We start from the raw sequence: 13854 nt of genomic DNA, 5'->3' as shown, positions 1-13854 counted from the left end.
GAGGGGACTAATATGGAAAAAATAAAATCTAACCTGCGATTTTTCCTTTCTCGAGTAGATTATTCAACACAACTGACAGCGCTATCTTTAATTGTCATGCTGATTTCAATTTTAATTGTTGGTATGGTACATGGATCCATCAGTGGCTATATTCAAGCTGTGCTTGTAATTATCTCGTTGATACTTTTTGTATACCTCTTCTTGCTTTTAGGTGAAAAAGCGGGTAAGTATACGAATAATTTGCAGTATCGAATTGATCGGGGAACGGATAATAGTTTTGTCGAATATCCTTTGGGAATCTTACTTTATGATGATGATAATCAAGTTCAATGGGTCAATCCTTATTTTGTTGAAAAAACCGGGATCGAATCCGCATTTAGTATGAGTCTATCTGATATTTCAAATGATTTACTTTCATTGGTTAGTGATGATCAAGAAAATGAATCTCATCAAACTATAAAAATCGGTGATAAGTACTATTTAGTTCAGATCCAAAGAGAATTACAGACGATGTACTTTATGGATATAACTCGTTATTCCAAGATTGAACGACGCTATGAAGATAACCGTTCAGTTATTGGTCAAGTATATTTGGATAATTACGCAGAAATCACACAATCAATGAGTGATCGTGATGTTTCCAATCTGGATAATTATATAACCAATGAATTGTCCAATTGGGCATCCAGCGAACAAATGTTTTTAAAACGGATCGATGATGATCATTTCTTCATTGTTGCCTATTCAGGTAAGATTTTTAACATGGAGAAAAAAGGATTTAAAATCTTAGATGTCATTAGAGAATATACATCCCAACAAAATGTTCCGTTAACTTTGAGTATGGGATTCTCATATGGTGTTGATGACTTGAATGTTTTGAATGATGAAGCACAAAAGAACCTTAATCTATCACTAGGTCGAGGGGGAGATCAGGTTGTTGTTAAAGAGATCGGTAAGAAAGCTCGTTTTTATGGTGGAAATACTGATCCAATGGAAAAACGAACACGTGTTCGAGCAAGAATGATCAGTGAAGCTTTACAAGAGTTACTAAAAGACAGCGATCAAGTGTTAGTTATGGGACATAATCATCCTGATATGGATGTTTTAGGTTCATGTTTAGGTATCAGAAGAATTGCACAGATGAACAATACTCCATGTAAAATCGTGATCGACACTAAGGATCTACATACGGACGTTAGTCGTTTGATCAGTTTGATCGATGAAGATCCAGCTATAAAAGATGACATTATTTCATCAGAAGAGTCACTGAATACTGTTACTTCTAACACATTGATCGTTATGGTCGATCATTCTAAGCAGAGTATCTCGATCAATCCAGATCTATTCAATAAGACCAGCGAAAAGGTTGTCGTTATCGATCACCATCGTCGTGGTGAAGAGTTCCCTGAGAATCCAATGTTGATTTATATTGAACCTTACGCATCATCAACCAGTGAGTTGATTACTGAAATGTTAGAATATCAACCTAAGAATAAGAAAGCTATCGAGAAAATCGAAGCTACTTCTTTATTGGCCGGAATCACAGTCGATACCAAATCCTTCTCACTTAGAACTGGTACCAGAACCTTTGATGCCGCTAGTTACTTACGTTCAGTCGGAGCTGATGAAACTCTGATTCAAAATCTTTTAAAAGAGAATATTGATTCATTTATTCAGAGAAATCATCTGATCGAATCGATCACCATGATTGGAAATCAGATGGCAGTTTGCTTTGGTGAAAATGATCGGGTTTATGACCCAGTAATTGTTGCTCAAGCAGCTGATACATTGTTATCATTAAATAATGTCGAGGCCTCATTTGTTATTAGTAAGCGTCCAGATGATCGTGTAGGTATTTCTGCACGTAGTTTAGGTAATATTAATGTCCAAGTTATCATGGAGAAATTGGGCGGTGGCGGTCACTTATCTGATGCCGCAACTCAAATTTCTGATGTGACTGTCAATGAAGCTAAAGAACAACTGGTCCAGGTTTTATCTGAATCTGAAAATAAAAACTAGGAGGAATCCATCGTGAAAGTTATTTTTACCGCAGATGTAAGAGGAAAAGGAAAAAAGGGTGAAGTAAAGAACGTTGCAGATGGTTATGCCCAAAACTTCTTGATCAAAAATAACAAAGCTATTGAAGCTACTAACCAAAATGTAGCTAAACTCAAAGCTGAACAAAATAAAGAAGCTAAGAACTATAAAGAAGAGTTAGCTCAAGCCCAAGCACTAAAAAAGCAAATTGAAGATGACAAAACTATTGTTGAGATCTCAGCTAAATCAGGTGCTGATGGTCGACTATTCGGTTCAGTCACAAGTAAGAAAATTTCAGAAGAACTAGAAAAACAATATGGCTTAAAAGTTGATAAACACAAGATGGAATTAAACGAAGGTGTTAAGTCATTAGGCTACATCAATGTTAAAAGTAAAATTTTTGAGGGTGTTGAGGCAACAATTAGAGTACACGTTGCTGAAAAGAAGTAATTTAAATGAATAATGAAATGACAACAAGAATACCGCCAAATGATAAAGATGCTGAACAAGCTGTTTTAGGTGCGGTATTTTTAAGCCAATATGCACTAGTTGAAGCGATGGAATACGTTGAAGCTGAAGATTTTTATCAACATGCTAATCAATTAGTCTTCCAGGCAATGGTTAATTTAAATGATCAGGAATCTCCAGTCGACGTCGTGACTGTTCAAAATGAGCTTGATCGTTTAAATCAAGTTGAGGATATAGGCGGGGTTAGTTACCTAGCCGATCTGGCTAATGCTGTACCAACGGCTGCTAATACTAGCTATTATGCCCGTATCGTCAAAAATAAAGCCGTCTTAAGACGTTTGATCAATGCTGGTACAACTATTGTCTCTCGTAGTTTTGAAGAGTCTGATGACCTTGATACGATCATTGATCAATCTGAAAAAGACATTATGGAAGTTTCTGAGAATCGCAACCATCAAGGATTCAGAAGAATTTCCGATGTTGTAAAGTCGTCTTTCAATGAAATTGATAAATTATATGGTGAAGATACTGATGTCACTGGACTTTCAACAGGTTATAAAGATCTTGATAATTTAACGACGGGCTTGCATAAAGATGAATTGATCATTTTAGCCGCACGTCCCGGTGTTGGTAAAACAGCCTTTGCGTTGAATCTCGCTCAAAATGCTGCAACTAAAGATCAAGCAACGGTTGCCATCTTCTCATTGGAAATGGGTGCTGAACAATTAGTTAACCGTATGATCTGTTCTGAAGGTAGTATCGACGCTAATTCATTGCGTACAGGTCAATTGGATGAGAATCAATGGAACAGTTTGGTTGTTGCCATGGGGAGTTTGTCTCGAACTAATGTCTATATTGACGATACCCCCGGTGTTAAAATGGCTGAAATCAGATCAAAATGTCGTCGATTGTTAAAAGAAAGCGGCAAGTTGGATTTAGTCATCATTGATTATTTACAGTTGATCGAAGGTACAGGTCAAGAGAACAGACAACAAGAAGTTTCAGTAATTTCACGTAACTTAAAGAAATTAGCTAAAGAATTACATGTCCCAATAATTGCGTTATCACAGCTTTCCCGTGGTGTTGAACAACGCCAGGATAAGAGACCAATGTTGTCAGATATTCGTGAATCTGGTTCAATTGAACAGGATGCTGATATCGTTGCCTTTCTTTATCGTGATGATTACTATCGTGATGAAGATGGGGATGATAACAGTGAACCACAGGATCAGGAGGATCAAGACGTCGGTGAAGTAGAAGTCATTGTTAGTAAAAACCGTTCCGGTCCGCGTGGGACTGCCAAGTTATTGTTTGTGAAGTCTTATAATAAATTTTCATCGATAGCCAATATCCCTGAAAATTAGAGAGAGCGGAGAAGAGACAGTAGAGACTAACTAGAATTGCGAACCTGCCATGCTAGTAGTCGTAGTAAGCGCAGAAATCCGTCTCTTCGCAGCTCGTTTCAAACCAAGTTCCAAAAACTCAATCAATTAAGAGGAGATAGACATGACAACAGTTGTTGTAGTAGGTACCCAATGGGGTGACGAAGGAAAAGGTAAAATCACTGATTATTTCAGTGGTGAAGCAAATATTATCGCTAGATATCAAGGTGGAGATAATGCCGGTCATACCCTAAACATTGATGGCAATGTTTACAAATTAAGATCAGTCCCATCAGGAATTCTTTATCCTGATAAGACTAGTGTTATTGGTAATGGTGTTGTTTTAAATCTAGAATCTCTTTTAGAAGAGTTGAATCGTTTGCACGAACAAGGTGTTGATACTTCAAGCTTGAAGATTTCAAACCGTGCACAATTGATCTTGCCTTATCACATTAAACTGGATTCCCTTCAAGAAGCTGCCAGAGGCGATTCTAAAGTCGGAACTACTAATAGAGGTATTGGTCCAGCCTATATGGATAAAGTTGCTCGTATCGGTATCAGAATGGCCGATATCTTGGATAAGGATATCTTCAAGAGCCTACTTACAGAAAACTTGAAGCAAAAAAATGAATTATTTACAAAAATTTACAATTCAGATGAGATCAAGTTTGATGATGTTTTTGAAAAGTACTATCAATTTGGACAAGATGTAAAAGATCGTGTTATTGACACTTCAGCTTATTTAAATAAAGAGCTAAAGAATGGTAAGAATGTTTTATTTGAAGGTGCACAAGGGATCATGCTTGATATTGACCATGGTACATATCCATATGTAACTTCATCTAATCCCGCTGGTGGTGTTACCACAGGTGCTGGTATTGGTGCTCCGATGGTTGATAAGGTCATTGGGGTTGTCAAAGCGTATACATCACGTGTCGGTGCTGGACCATTCCCAACAGAACAAGAGAATGAAATTGGTGATTTCTTGCGAGATGCTGGTCATGAATATGGAACAGTTACACATCGTCCTCGTCGTGTTGGTTGGTTAGATACAGTTGTTTTACGTCATTCAGCTAACGTGGCTGGTGTTACTCATCTCTCACTAAACTGTCTTGATGTTTTAACTGGTCTAAAAGAGATCAAAGTATGTACCGGATATGATTTGAATGGAAAAATAATTGATGAGTATCCTGCTAATCTTAATATCTTGGCTCAATGCAAACCCGTTTATAAGACATTTGCGGGCTGGGATGACGATATTACAGGTGCTAAAAAGCTCAGTGATCTTCCAGAAGCAGCTAGAAATTATCTTGATTTCTTGAAGGAACAACTTGGCGTTGAATATGCGACTGTATCAGTTGGTCCTGATCGTGAACAAACAATTGAAGTTAATGATGTTTGGAATGCTTAATTAAAAGTGAAAAGTGGATACCGTTTAGGTATCCACTTTTATTTTGCTCTGTTATCAGTTGATATGATGCCCTTTTGAAAACTGACAAATTTTTTGCTGTTACGGTTATAAGTTAGAGTGTAATAATAATGCTTATTTTTACTTAGTTGTTTGATATAGACTCGTGAATGACGAGGTACGTCAGATATTTCATAACCAACTATTCCGTAATTAGTTACTCTGGAGTTAGAATTTTTAGCTAGATTGTAGAGTCCCTTATTGCTCTTATCGGCATTAAGTCCAAGATTTATAGCAATTTGATTGAAGTTACCCGGTTCAGATGCATTGTTCATTGTTAAATTGGAATTGATGACAGCCGTTTTGAGACGCTGCATGAAATTCTTAGAATTGTTGATGCCAGCATCCCCAACTTCAACATCAGGAATAATGAAACGTGGAGGATAGGTATTTGAAGTCTGTTTTAGATATTTAACTGAGAATATCTGTGATTTCTTGTGATATAGACGATAGCGATAACTGACTATTTGTTTGGTGTCATTGTATTGATTCAGACTGATGGTCAAGTATTTACCTTTACGGTCTTTTCCAAAATTCAACAGAGTGACATCATGGATGTATTGATGCGATTGCTTTTTGATTTTATCGGTGAGAGACTTATCCTGTTTTTCAGTGAGAAAATTAAAATCTTTGGTAGCTTTATAATTGCTGTTGATCGTATTAACTAGATTGATGGCTTGAGTCTTGTCAGCTTCAAAATCCTTATCATTTAATTTGATCGATTTTGGCGTGACATCCTGATCGATATTTTTAGGATTGACGATCAAAGAGAAGGGGATCGTGATCGAAGATATTTTGTTGACAGTCTTATCTTTGATATTTCCCCAGTTGAAGACATAGGTTAAAATTATTAAGATTAGGATCAGTAAAGTAATTAATAATTTCAGATGTTTTTTTAATAATTTTTTCAAAATTTCTCACCCTTTATAATTGTGGTACTTTAATATATATAATATACAAAAAGAAACGTTATTTGAGGAAAATCGTGAAAGATAAAAAAGATTTAAAAGGTAGTTCTTCATCAGTACACTATTTACTACTAGGGGCCAAGGTAATTGCTGCTATCACAGCAGTTATATTTTTTGTCATGCTTTCACGCGGGGTAGTCAATGCGGCTGTAACAGCTAAGATAAATGGTCAATATCAGGATAAGACTAACAAAGTTTTAAAAACACATGTTGATTCTGGTTCAGTGAGTTTTGTGGGCAAGCTGATAAAAGTCAGTGGAAATAATATCATAACTAAGGATAACGTTAAAAGGTATCATGAACTAGAACAATATATCGATGCCAGATCAATACGAGCTGAGCAGGTTTCGGCTCTCTTTGATGGAAAGAGCAACTATAAAGATGGTGTTTCTAGTGGTGAAATTGACGAATTAGATAAAAAACTGCTAAAAGAAAAGAATCAGGATGTTTATCAGAAGCAGCGTAATAGATTGGATATGATTCAAATCTGGTTTGAACAAACTCAAGATGCTAATGGGTATATTTCTAAAACTTGGGATAAGTTCAGCAGTGACAATGCTAGTTTGGACATCAAAAAGATCTCCATGGTCAATGCCTATTATAAGTTGATCAAGAATAAGACAATTAAAAAACAGTGGACTGAAGCAGTTTCGAAGATGACTGACTACTATGCTAACCATAAGGGTGCCAGTGCTAGAGTTACTGCTGCAAAGGAGCAACTAGATGCTTTGAGAAATTCGCCTTTGACGGAGAAATATAAAGCAGCCAATGTCGATATTATCGGAACGCTTGATAAATCAGATAATGATTCTGATACGTTGAATAATGCTGGTTTAACGGGCAAGACTGTTCTTTACTATGATTCTAGTAGTAGTAAATTAGCTTTGATGACTAATGTTAACGGAAATTACGTAGCTGAAAGTGGATATATTTCAGTAAGTAATTCAAGAGTAAGTTCAGGTAAGTATAGTATCAAGAAAGTCATTACTTCAGCAGGCAATAATGATGCCATCATCACGGACAGTAGTAATAGTAGTTTTGGACAGTATCTAACTAATGCGACTGACAGTACTTTGGAGAGTAATGATATTACTGACGCCGATAATACAACGTCTGATTTCAATTCAGCTACGCCAGTCTTTTGGATGAAGAATAATAGCAGTTTGAGTAAGTCGATCTACTTCAGCAATGGATCAACAATTGGATTTATTTATTCTGGTGGAAGCAGTTATAGTAATGGACTACAAATAAGTTCATCAGACTTATCGAGTTTGCAATCTAAGATTTCATCGGGAACAATATTCTACGCTGATTAGGGGTCATTATGCGAGAAGCTAAGAGAAATACAGTTAAAAGAAAACATAGAAAATGGCCGTGGATAATACTGATATTGATCATTCTTATTTTAAGTGGGATCGGGACATTTTGGATGAAGTATGGTTATGATATCAAAGGTGCGATTGCTGACGGTTATTCATACAGTGAAGGTCTGACAAAGAGCGATTTCCGCCCTAAAAACTCTACCGTTATATATGATCGTAACGGCAAAGTCTTAAAGAAGTTATCACAGTCAAGTTCTGATTATGTGCCGATAAATAAGATCAATCCTAAGATCACTAAAGGATTGGTAAAGGTTGAAGATCAGAGATTCTATATTCATCATGGGGTCGATGTTTATGCTATCATTCGATCGATCGGAGCCAGAATCCTACATCGTAGGATCGAAGGTGGGTCAACCTTGACACAGCAGTTGGTTAAAAATGTTGTTCTAAAAGATCAATCACAAACAGTCGATCGTAAGTTAAAGGAAATGGTTATTGCCCAACAACTGGAAAAGAAGTTTACCAAAAAACAGATTCTAGAATTTTATATCAATGACGTTTACATGGGCCATGGTTCATATGGGTTTAGCAGCGCCGCCGATTATTATTTCTCTAAGAATCAAAATGAATTATCAATTGATAAACTGGCAATGCTAGTTGGTATTCCGAATAACCCGGCTTACTATGATCCTGTCAGTTATCCGCAACGCTCATTGAAGCGTAGGAACATGGTATTATACATTTTCTATAAGAATAAATTGATCAGTCATAACGCCTATTTGAACGCCAGAAAGCGACCATTAGGATTGAAGATCAATGAACATAAATTTGATAACGATGTTTCCAATAATTATGCGCTAAGTTATGCCGTCAATAATGCTGCCGAAGAACTTATGAAGTCGTCTGGCTTTATGATGAAGTACAAATTCAGCAGTGATAAAGAGATGAGTCAGTACTACGCTAAATATCAACAAGAATTTGAGCGGGCTCGTGGTGAGTTATTGGAAGGTGGATATAGTATCCATACGACTATTGACATGGATGTCCAGAATAAAATCGAAAGCATCGTTTCTGATACCTATAAGTCATATACCGGACGAGATGTACACGGAAAGTTGGCACCACAAGTATCTAGTACAGTAGTTGATAACCAAACAGGGGATGTTTTAGCAATTATTGGTGGTAGAACGACTGATGGAGACCAAGTTAATCGTGCTATTACAGGTTATCGTCAGCCAGGTTCTGCTTCTAAACCAATTACAGCCTATGCTCCAGCCTTCGAGCGTGGCTATTTGCCACAAAGTACCGTTATTGATTCGGCAATTGCCGGTAGAAAGAATTGGTATAGTGGTTATAAAGGTAAGACGACCGTTCGTGATGCTTTGGCAAATTCAATTAATACTGTTGCTTATAAATTGGCTTTAGAAGACAATAAACACTTGTATTATAACAATTTGATCAAGATGGACTTTGCCAGATTAGCGCCAGAAGACGATAATCCAATCATTGCCATTGGTGGTTTTCAAAATGGTGTAACTACCACTGAGATGGCTTCAGCATATAGTTCATTCTCAAGGGGTGGTAGTTTTATAGCCCCAAGTAATTTGAGCAGTATTTATGATAATGCCAATGAACGATATATTTATCAAAATACTCACCCTAAAAAATCCATTTATACTAGGGATGCCAGTTATATGACGTTGAATACCATGCAATCAGTAATTAGTGATGGTTCAGGTAAAAATGCTAAATTGGATAACTATGACTTTACAGCTGGTAAAACAGGTACGACTGATGATACTAAGGATTCATATTTTGTGGGTATGACACCAAGATTTACGATTGCTAATTGGACCGGTAATGATATGCCATCGACATTGACTGCCGCTGAAGAGAATCTTTCGATGCAGGCTTTTAAAGCTGAAGGTGAGTATTTGGTTGATTCGCTTAAAGAGAAGAATAAAGACTTTAAGAAACCAAGTACTATCACGGTTAATGGTGATAAATTGTCAGTTCAAACTAAGAATAGGAAGCAGTCAATACAAGATATTATTGATACAGACTTTTCTAAATATAATACTGAACAGACAAATAAGAATTCTGAACGTTTGGCTAACTTAGATTATCGGATCATTTATCACTTAACGAAAAAAGAAGAATATTCTCGTGAACGTAAAGTTGAAAAGGCAATCGAGAAGTATAAAGAGTCTCCAATTATCAAACAATCTCAATACAATAAAAAGTTGGATCAATTACAAAAGATCCGTTATTTGAATGCCAATGTTAAACGTCAGAATGCTAAGAGTGACTTTAACAACCAGATTCTTGATCTACAAAAAGACCTTAATATGAGTCAAGCAATGTTCCAAACTTCAAAAGATAATAAGAAGATTGCCAAATATAATCAAGAAAAAGAACAAATTGAATCAGAACGAGCCTCAAAGCGTAAAGCTAAAGTAAATGACCTGATGCCACAATACAATTCTCAATTGCAAAAGGTTAAAGACGCTTACAACAATGATGATTCTGATAAAGAAAATCAAAAGCAAAAATTGATTGATATTATGAATGAAATCAGAAGTTATGGTGGAAACGTTCCAGACGTGAAAATAAACGTTAATAGTAGCAATTAAGAGGTTGTCATGAGGTACGCAATCTATTAACATTTAAATAGAATAATTAATGGAGGTTAAGGACAATGAGCTTAGCAGATAAAGTTTCTGAGGGAAAAATATTGCTATTTAAATGCAGTCAATGCAATCATCCAGCCATGCTGATCCTTAAGAAAAAGGAACTGGGAACTAATCCAGACGACTCTGTTAAATACGAAATTACAATGCAGTGTCCACGTTGTCGCAATAAAGATGAATTTACTTTGAATGACGGTAAGGTTGACGTTGCATCTAAATCTGAAAAAACAGATAAAGTTCCTAATTTGGATCGAGTATTGTAGTTGGTAGTATTGCAATAAGTTTTAATTATTAGAAAAGAGAAAGCAGATATTACTTGAGTTTTTCAAGTTTTGATCTGTTTTCTCTTTTTTTTAGGATAAAGGTGTATTTTCTACCAGTTTCTGGGGACATTTATTATTTCACAATTTGACAGAATAGCTTAAACTTTTATAATTGTTTCAACGTACACTAAATTTCTTCATATTTTTAGGGTATATTATTAACGTTGTACAAATATGTCCATTTTTCATAAAATAATGGAAAATCTCAGGGATATACTAAACGGAGTTTATTTATGAATAATAAGAATAATATGTCTAGGGAGCAAAGACGTCGTTTGACTAGAAATAGTGCGTTGGCTTCTAATAATGGTGGAGGGACAAAGAAATCCTTCCTAAAAATTCTAGGCTTAGTAGTTTTAACAGTATTTTTCATATTAGGTGCGTATGGATTTAGGATTTATGCTCAGACACAAGAAACTTTGGGCAAGACTTACAAGGCACTGGATGGTAAACAAGCTTCAGTTAAGATTTCCGATAAGAAACCTATCTCAATTTTATTGTTAGGTGTAGATACGACTGATGGCGGCGTTAGAGATATGGAATTAGATTATCGCGGTAATTCAGATACGATGATCATTGTGACCGTCAATCCAAAGACTAATAAGACGACAATGGTATCAGTACCAAGAGATACTATGGCTCAAATTTGGAAAGACACTAACAACAACACTAAGAAGATTCAAAAAATCAATTCTGCTTACAATATAGGTAACGAAGAGAGTGCTGTTGCGACAACTGAAAAACTCTTGAATGTTCCCATTGATTACTATGTAAAAGTCGACTTTAATTCATTGAAAAAGATCGTTAATAGTGTCGGTGGTGTTGATGTTGATGTCCCATTCAGCTTTTCTTATGGAGATACTGATGAAAAAGAATCTCACTTTAAGAAGGGTGAAATGCACCTTAACGGTAAGCAGGCATTGGATTACTCAAGAATGAGATATGAAGATCCTGAAGGTGATTACGGTAGACAAAAACGTCAAAGACAGGTAATCTCTGCTATTATTAAGAGTGCAGCAAGTGCGAACACATTCACTCACTATCAGAAAGTATTGAACAGTATTTCAAATTCAATGACAACAAATCTGAGTTTCAGTGATATGCAGTCTATTTTTCTTAACTATCGAGGAGCTTCCAAGAAGATCGGTTCAGATCATGTTCAAGGATTCAGTTCAACGATTAATGGATCTTCGTATGAAATTGCTCCAACCAAAGAATTGCAACGTGTGTCTGATAAGCTAAGAAAGCAATTGGATTTAACACCAGCAACTTTAGATAATCAAGAAACAAAATTGAATAAGTACAATAAGTCTTTAGGATTCTCGTTTAAGTACACAGGTGATCAAAACCAGAATTATGAAACTAAGATTAAGAGTACGCCAAGTAGTGAAGGTACTAATAAAGATAGAGACGATACGATCGGACTATCAGGATTTTAATTAAAAGGCTGAAGCAGAATTTGTTTCGGCCTTTTGTTATGTTTTTAAAATAAGGAGTTTATTTATGAGCGTTTTAGAGGTACATGATTTAACACAACAATTCTTGGATAAAAGACTTTACGATGACGCAAGTCTCCAAGTAAACAAAGAAGATCATCTGGGAATCACTGGTCAAAATGGAGTGGGTAAGTCTACTTTCATCAAAATTTTGACAGGCCAGATCGAACCCGATGAAGGTAAGATCACTTGGCAAAAACATTTAACAGTGGGCTATTTAGATCAGCAAGCAAAACTAGTTGAAGGGATGTCCATAAAAGAATATCTTCAAACTGCTTTTGATAAGTTGTATGAAGCAAATGATAAGTTGACTGAAATTTATATGAACGATCCAGACGATGATGACTTGGAAAAGGCTGGTAAACTTCAAGAGATATTGGATGCTAATGATTTTTACGAGCTGGATACTAAAATCGAACAAGTTGCTACTGGTTTAGGACTAGATGCTATTGGATATGACCATGACGTTTCAAAACTAAGTGGTGGTCAACGTTCAAAGATCATTTTGGCTAAAATCCTTTTAGAAAAACCAGATATGATTTTATTAGATGAGCCAACTAACTACTTGGATACTAATCATATTGAATGGTTATCAGACTATTTGAATGATTTTGAAGGTGCCTTTATAGTTATTTCCCATGATTACGGTTTTTTGGATAAAATCGTTAACTGTGTAGCAGATATTGAATTTGGTAAGATCACTAAGTACACCGGTAATCTTAAGCAAGTTATGAAACAGAAGGCTGCTAACAAAGAAACATATATGAAAGCCTATGTTAAACAACAAGAAAAAATTTCAAAGACCAAAGCTTATATTAGAAAGTTTAAGGCCGGTACTAGATCTAAAAGTGCTAAGAGTCGTGAGAAGCAGTTAGCACATATGGATGTTCTAACACCACCTGGTAATAAGAAAATTGCCAGCTTTAACTTCCCGTATCAAGAAATCCCCAGTTCTCGAATGGTACTTGAAGTAAACGATCTAAAGATAGGCTATGACAAACCTTTATTTGAGCAGATGCTGAACTTCTCTATAGTAAGTGGAGAAAAAATGGTTATCAAAGGATTCAATGGTATCGGTAAGTCTACATTGATCAAGACACTATTAGATATTATTAAACCAATCGAAGGTAATTTTGATTTTTCAGAAGTTGTTAAGGTTGGATACTTTAAGCAGGATCTTGATTGGAAGAATAAGATGGCAACTCCATTCCAAATTGTTGGAGAGGAACATCCTGAGAAAGATAACAAGGAAGTTAGACAGGTTCTGGCTAGAACTGGACTAACAAGTCAGCAGATCATGTCTCCAATTAGATCATTATCTGGTGGTGAGCAGACAAAAGTTAAGATTGCTGATTTGATGTTTGATCCAACAAACTTTCTATTTATGGATGAACCAACTAATCATTTGGACGATGAAAGTAAATCTTCATTGCGAAAAGCTCTAAGAAATTACCCTGGATCTATGATCTTAGTTACCCACGAAGAGGGCTTCTATAGTAGTGACTGGATCGACAAGGTACTAGATATAGAGCAAATCAAAAAAATGTAATCTTTTTTACAAAAGTACTTGCAAAGGTGTTACTTAACTAGTAATATATTACCTGTTGTTGCGACAGAGCAACGGCGACAACGTATTGATGAGTTCCTTTCATCTTTACCTTCAAATAATTATTTTAAAAAGTTGTTGACATTAACTTGTC

10 protein-coding genes are annotated in these 13854 nt (G+C 35.8%); 9 read left to right on the top strand and 1 reads right to left on the bottom strand.

The annotated features are described in order from the left end of the window. Positions 1-12 precede the first annotated feature (12 nt). From EKM60_RS09685 to EKM60_RS09670, 4 genes are all read left to right on the top strand, one after another. Positions 13-2019, top strand: coding sequence for a DHH family phosphoesterase (locus tag EKM60_RS09685; protein WP_125714935.1), 2007 nt, complete (start codon positions 13-15; stop codon positions 2017-2019). Positions 2020-2031: 12 nt separating this feature from the next. Continuing rightward, positions 2032-2487 (top strand): 50S ribosomal protein L9, encoded by a 456-nt coding sequence (gene rplI, locus EKM60_RS09680; RefSeq protein WP_125714933.1) that lies wholly within the window; start codon positions 2032-2034, stop codon positions 2485-2487. 5 nt (positions 2488-2492) lie between these two features. Next, positions 2493-3869, top strand: coding sequence for a replicative DNA helicase (gene dnaB, locus EKM60_RS09675; RefSeq protein WP_125714931.1), 1377 nt, complete (start codon positions 2493-2495; stop codon positions 3867-3869). Between the two features lie 142 nt (positions 3870-4011). Further along, positions 4012-5298 carry an adenylosuccinate synthase gene (locus EKM60_RS09670; RefSeq protein WP_125714929.1) on the top strand — a complete coding sequence of 429 codons (1287 nt, stop codon included), beginning with the start codon at positions 4012-4014 and terminating at the stop codon, positions 5296-5298. A 38-nt stretch (positions 5299-5336) separates the two neighbouring features. Here the strand turns inward: EKM60_RS09670 and EKM60_RS09665 are convergent, their stop codons facing one another. Then, positions 5337-6266 (bottom strand): hypothetical protein, encoded by a 930-nt coding sequence (locus EKM60_RS09665; protein WP_125714927.1) that lies wholly within the window; start codon positions 6264-6266, stop codon positions 5337-5339. 74 nt (positions 6267-6340) lie between these two features. Here EKM60_RS09665 and EKM60_RS09660 point away from each other — a divergent pair, with 74 nt between their 5' ends. From EKM60_RS09660 to EKM60_RS09640, 5 genes are all read left to right on the top strand, one after another. Further along, the gene (locus tag EKM60_RS09660) at positions 6341-7639 is read left to right on the top strand and encodes a hypothetical protein (RefSeq protein ID WP_125714925.1); all 1299 of its coding nucleotides are present in this window, start codon (positions 6341-6343) and stop codon (positions 7637-7639) included. An 8-nt stretch (positions 7640-7647) separates the two neighbouring features. Continuing rightward, on the top strand, positions 7648-10278 hold the full coding sequence (locus tag EKM60_RS09655) for a transglycosylase domain-containing protein (RefSeq protein ID WP_125714923.1): 2631 nt from the start codon (positions 7648-7650) through the stop codon (positions 10276-10278). Between the two features lie 65 nt (positions 10279-10343). Then, a complete protein-coding gene (locus tag EKM60_RS09650) occupies positions 10344-10598 on the top strand; it encodes a hypothetical protein (protein ID WP_125714921.1) in 255 nt (84 codons plus the stop codon). Between the two features lie 293 nt (positions 10599-10891). Beyond that, complete coding sequence (locus EKM60_RS09645) at positions 10892-12097, top strand: LCP family glycopolymer transferase (RefSeq protein ID WP_125714919.1); 1206 nt, start codon at positions 10892-10894, stop codon at positions 12095-12097. Between the two features lie 64 nt (positions 12098-12161). Next, on the top strand, positions 12162-13703 hold the full coding sequence (locus EKM60_RS09640) for an ABC-F family ATP-binding cassette domain-containing protein (RefSeq protein ID WP_125714916.1): 1542 nt from the start codon (positions 12162-12164) through the stop codon (positions 13701-13703). Positions 13704-13854: the final 151 nt, after the last annotated feature.

Origin of the sequence: Companilactobacillus kedongensis, from assembly GCF_003946625.1 — a bacterium.
In the GTDB taxonomy this organism is placed as follows: Bacteria; Bacillota; Bacilli; order Lactobacillales; family Lactobacillaceae; genus Companilactobacillus; species Companilactobacillus kedongensis.
This window is presented reverse-complemented; position numbering and strand designations above follow the sequence as displayed.

Bases quoted from the DNA above. Each gene is read 5' to 3' on its own strand.
- EKM60_RS09650 (WP_125714921.1), top strand. From the start codon at position 10,344: ATGAGCTTAGCAGATAAAGTTTCTGAGGGAAAAATATTGCTATTTAAA.
- EKM60_RS09655 (WP_125714923.1), top strand. From the start codon at position 7,648: ATGCGAGAAGCTAAGAGAAATACAGTTAAAAGAAAACATAGAAAATGG.
- EKM60_RS09670 (WP_125714929.1), top strand. From the start codon at position 4,012: ATGACAACAGTTGTTGTAGTAGGTACCCAATGGGGTGACGAAGGAAAA.
- EKM60_RS09685 (WP_125714935.1), top strand. From the start codon at position 13: ATGGAAAAAATAAAATCTAACCTGCGATTTTTCCTTTCTCGAGTAGAT.
- EKM60_RS09640 (WP_125714916.1), top strand. From the start codon at position 12,162: ATGAGCGTTTTAGAGGTACATGATTTAACACAACAATTCTTGGATAAA.
- EKM60_RS09645 (WP_125714919.1), top strand. From the start codon at position 10,892: ATGAATAATAAGAATAATATGTCTAGGGAGCAAAGACGTCGTTTGACT.
- dnaB (WP_125714931.1), top strand. From the start codon at position 2,493: ATGAATAATGAAATGACAACAAGAATACCGCCAAATGATAAAGATGCT.